Source organism: Shewanella sp. CG12_big_fil_rev_8_21_14_0_65_47_15, from assembly GCF_002783505.1.
In the GTDB taxonomy this organism is placed as follows: Bacteria; Pseudomonadota; Gammaproteobacteria; order Enterobacterales; family Shewanellaceae; genus Shewanella.
Map to the genome: position 1 here is coordinate 25967 of NZ_PFGL01000046.1, position 4146 is coordinate 30112.

Sequence of the window (4146 nt, forward strand, 5' to 3'; positions counted from 1 at the left end):
ACAGCGCAGCGCATAAATACTAAGACGTTAGTGGTCAAGGAGAGCTATGAACCAAGCCATACATTTTAAGACATCAATGTTTGATGTTTCTAAAGAGAGGGATAACCCAATAAATCCGATCTACGGAATTTCCCTGCTCGAATGGCTTAGGTCAGCGCTGGAGGGAAAGATCGAGATTACTGAGCCAGATGCGGAAGATTGGGGTTGGTATAGTGAGTTAGAGTTCGAAGGTAACAATTACCTGATCGGGGCGTGTGCCTACTTCGAAGAAGGCGATAATCCACAAGAACCAATAGAGTGGGTTTTCCAAGTAGATAAATACCGAAGTTTTAAAGAAAAGCTCTTCGGCAAGAACAAAATGAGCTCTTCAGACAGCTGCTTCGTATTTTTCAAAAAGCTACTAGAAGAAAATCCAAATTTCAAAGAGGTCCAAGTTGCGTAAACCACTAACAAAGCCAAGCACAATCGTGCAATGCAAAAAGCGCATTGCACCGGACCTCGCTTCGCTCGGCCTGTGTTGGCGGCGTTAGCCTAAACACGAGAAGTCATTACAAATGGACATCAAAGAAATCTCAACTGGAATAGCAACGCTAATTGAAGAAGCGACACGATTCTTTGATGCGGCATTAGTTGAATGCGGTGAAGAGATAACTCCGCATTGGAATTTTGACGAAGATCGAAACATGTATTGGGACAAATTGACGCAGGAAAGTCGCGTGCTGTCTCAGAAAACCCAAGAAACGCTATTGAATGTAATCGCCTTATTTATACCTAGCCTCAAAGCATCTCCAGTTCTCGATGAGTCTGATGAAAAAGATGTCAGGCGATGCGTTAAAAAAATGCGAGCGACTCTCAAACTTCGAAAATTCAGTGCATGGGATATTGAGATTCTGCATGATGAAGGTTCTGTTTTAGGGGTAAGTCCTCCGGGGCAGTCTGAAGATAAAAGCAATCCTCCGGTTAATTCTCGGAAAGAATTTTTTGAATGTATCGAGCTGTTGGAGGGGATTGCGCAGCTGTTAAAGATAACACCCGCAAACATCCCAGACGGTTTGCCTGCAAAGAATCCAAATTTATCTCAATCATATCGTCCTAATACTGCCTTTATTATGATGCCAATAGACAAAAATGCTCCCGATAATGAGGATGTATACGGAGCCTATAAAGAATGCTTTTCCAAGTTTGGCATTAATGCAATTAGGGCGGATGAAATAGAGCACGAAGATGTAATAACCAAGAGAATAATAGAGGAGATACGGACCAGCGAATTCTTGGTGGGGGATTTGACAAACGAGCGACCAAGTGTCTATTACGAAATCGGTTATGCTCATTCTTTAGGAAGAAGAGTGATTCTTTATAGAAGATCAGGAACGTCAATTCATTTTGATTTGGCTGCCTACAATTGCCCAGAGTACAAAAATATTACTGAACTCAAGTCAATTCTTATGAAGCGACTCGAAGAAACTACGAACAGAAAGCCGGAAAAGGGCTAATCGGGTAGCCGGAGGTATTTAGCCTCCAGCCCCCACACCACCCTGCATGCGGCTCCGCACAGGGCGGTTCATTTAGAACGCCTAACTCACTTTCTGGTTAGGATAATGAACTGCAATCCATCCATCTCTCAGTGAACATAAACCTGCTTTCTTGAGATACTCATTACTCAGCGCTTGCTGTATCCCTGGTGTTTTCGAGCTTCGCCACGGCCCTTTGCTTGTAATTCCACAAGCAACGGCCGCTTGGATCCTGACGCCACGTTTGAGTAAGTTTTGTACCTTAGTCCGTGGCTTTCGCCATTGACGCCAGTAGCACATACGTACTCGACGACGGATCCAGTGGTCTAAATCGACACACTCTTGGTAAGCGTTGGCTATGCCAAAGTAGTTGATCCAGCCTTGCATGTATTGCCGCACTTTAAACAATTGATAGCTCATGCTCACGCCCCAATTGCGGTTTGTCAGTCGTCTTATCTTTTGTTTGAAGATGTGCAGTGTTTTGACATGCCACTGGATCTTTCCGCGATTAAAGGTAATGGCCAAAATGGACACCCAACCTTAATGGCGCTTCAATAAACCTCCGACTATGCTTGGGTTAAGCATTAAACAAGGAGGTTGGTATGCCGCGCCCTCGCAGAACTCAAATTAGTCTTGAAGACACACCCTATTACCATTGCTGTAGCCGTGTTGTTCGGCGTGCGTTTTTATGCGGTGATGATGCCTATTCGGGGGGAAACTACGACCATCGCCGTGCTTGGGTAGAATCGCTACTGTTTGAACTTGAAGCGGTTTTCGCTATTGATATAGCGGCCTTTGCGGTGATGTCTAATCATCTGCATGTGGTGCTGCGGGTCGATATCGACAGTGCCAATCGTTGGACTGACCGCGAAGTGCTTGAGCAGTGGCATAAGCTGTTTAAAGGTGATGACTTAACGCAAAAATTCGCCAAAGGTGAGTTAGTTGAGGCCCATGAGGTCAACAGATTAAAGCATTCAATCGCCATTTATCGCAGCCGTTTATGTGATATTAGCTGGTTTATGCGCTGCCTCAATGAACCCATCGCAAGGCAAGCAAATCAAGAAGATAACTGTACTGGCAGATTCTGGGAGGGGCGGTTTAAATCGCAGGCCTTACTCGATGAAGCCGCTGTTTTAGCCTGTATGGCCTACGTTGATTTAAATCCGATTCGGGCCCAACTGGCTGATACGCCAGAACAATCCGACCACACCAGCATTCAGCTACGCATACAGGCAGCATTAAAAGGTGAACAGCCCAAAAATCTCCTGCCTTTTATCGGTAATGAATGTGATAACCAACCCAATGGCATTGCATTTGCCTTAACAGATTACCTCGAATTGGTAGAGGAGACAGGTCGAATCATCCGAAGCGACAAACGAGGTGTCATCAGTGAAAATAGCACCAAGTTACTGACCAGATTAAATATCCCTCATGACAATTGGCTGAAACTGACCACCGAGTTCGGCAAGCTATTTCATGGTCCTGTGGGAACCTTGCAAGAGCTGACCGATTACTGCGAACATCTTGAAAAGCGACGACGGCATTTTGCGGCAAGCTGTCAGCACTTGTACTGCAACTGACTGTAATCCTGTTTAATCAAACCAATTACTGCCCATTTGTTCTATAGGGTGGATTAGCATGTCTTAAATACACCATTTTTTTAATGAGTTAGCTCATTTTTATGCCTCAGCTTTAGCCCTTCAACTTTTGATTACTCTCATTTAAGCAATTTTAGATCGTACAAGTTGTAGACAAACCAAAAGTGCATTATGTTGTTGATCTAAAATGGATGGCCGGATTTACTTGGGATTTACTAATGAAGAGTTTTTTACTTAAAGCAGCATGGATATTGTTATTTGCAATCCCTTTTATTGTTAAATCTGACGATGCTCCAGTTATTGGTGTCGTGGATTTAATAGATAATTGGGATGTATACCAAGACAAAACTGTTCGAGTTAAAGGCTATGCAAGTATGGGGTTCGAAGCGTGTGTTTTGTGGCCGGATGATCCTGAACGCTCACGGATACCATTTGAATATTGGGTCTGGTATAGCGAATTGGGAACTGGCTGTGCACCAGGCGAGAGTGGGAAGCAAGAAAAGTATGGTTATGTTATCATCAAAGGAGTTTTTAATAAGCATAGTGGTGGTCATCTGGGAATGTATAATGGCACAATCTATGACGCAACAATTACTTGGCTTGATGATTCTAATAAGCTTAATGAATAGCATAGTTTAAGTATTTGAAGTACTTCCAGAATGTTTTGTCATGGCTGGGATGCAAATTATCGTCCTATTCAAAATGGAGGACGGTAGATTGAAGATTCTAATTATATGTTTTATTTAATTTTACCTCGTGGCGTGCATTAGTTCGGAGGATTACACCAACTCTTCCGAAGCTAAAAATTTCATAGACAAATGTCACTGCTACTGAAATTTGTTATGAAAATAGCCTTGAGCATTACAAAGCGACAGGTGAAGTGGATTTAAGTCGCAAGCACTGTTAGATGAGCAAGCCCTGCTGGCGTGTATGATGTACGTTGATATGAATCGAGGCTGTTCATAATTCTGTGTCAGGTTAATTTCACAGATCGATATGGTTTTCTAAGCGTCCCTCAAAATGGATTGAGAGCTGTG

4 protein-coding genes and 2 pseudogenes are annotated in these 4146 nt (G+C 43.3%); 5 read left to right on the forward strand and 1 reads right to left on the reverse strand.

Going from position 1 to position 4146, the window contains the following annotated elements; all coding sequences use genetic code 11:
- Positions 1-46 precede the first annotated feature (46 nt).
- Both COW15_RS13070 and COW15_RS13075 read left to right on the forward strand, forming a co-directional pair.
- The gene (locus COW15_RS13070) at positions 47-442 is read left to right on the forward strand and encodes a hypothetical protein (RefSeq protein WP_293632968.1); all 396 of its coding nucleotides are present in this window, start codon (positions 47-49) and stop codon (positions 440-442) included.
- Between the two features lie 112 nt (positions 443-554).
- Positions 555-1493, forward strand: a complete 939-nt coding sequence (locus tag COW15_RS13075; RefSeq protein ID WP_293632969.1) for a hypothetical protein — start codon at positions 555-557, stop codon at positions 1491-1493.
- A gap of 81 nt (positions 1494-1574) precedes the next feature.
- On the opposite strand, the pseudogene COW15_RS13080 reads toward COW15_RS13075, so the two are convergent.
- A pseudogene (locus COW15_RS13080) lies at positions 1575-2027 on the reverse strand (group II intron maturase-specific domain-containing protein); the annotation flags it as partial.
- Positions 2028-2113: 86 nt separating this feature from the next.
- Here COW15_RS13080 and COW15_RS13085 point away from each other — a divergent pair.
- From COW15_RS13085 to COW15_RS13095, 3 genes and pseudogenes are all read left to right on the forward strand, one after another.
- Entirely contained in the window at positions 2114-3091 is a 978-nt protein-coding gene (locus COW15_RS13085) for a transposase (RefSeq protein WP_293632970.1), read from the forward strand.
- A gap of 236 nt (positions 3092-3327) precedes the next feature.
- Positions 3328-3738, forward strand: a complete 411-nt coding sequence (locus COW15_RS13090) for a hypothetical protein (RefSeq protein WP_293632971.1) — start codon at positions 3328-3330, stop codon at positions 3736-3738.
- 256 nt (positions 3739-3994) lie between these two features.
- Positions 3995-4060 (forward strand): annotated as a pseudogene (locus tag COW15_RS13095) (transposase); the annotation flags it as partial.
- Positions 4061-4146: the final 86 nt, after the last annotated feature.

Bases quoted from the DNA above. Each gene is read 5' to 3' on its own strand.
- COW15_RS13090 (WP_293632971.1), top strand. From the start codon at position 3,328: ATGAAGAGTTTTTTACTTAAAGCAGCATGGATATTGTTATTTGCAATC.
- COW15_RS13075 (WP_293632969.1), top strand. From the start codon at position 555: ATGGACATCAAAGAAATCTCAACTGGAATAGCAACGCTAATTGAAGAA.
- COW15_RS13070 (WP_293632968.1), top strand. From the start codon at position 47: ATGAACCAAGCCATACATTTTAAGACATCAATGTTTGATGTTTCTAAA.
- COW15_RS13085 (WP_293632970.1), top strand. From the start codon at position 2,114: ATGCCGCGCCCTCGCAGAACTCAAATTAGTCTTGAAGACACACCCTAT.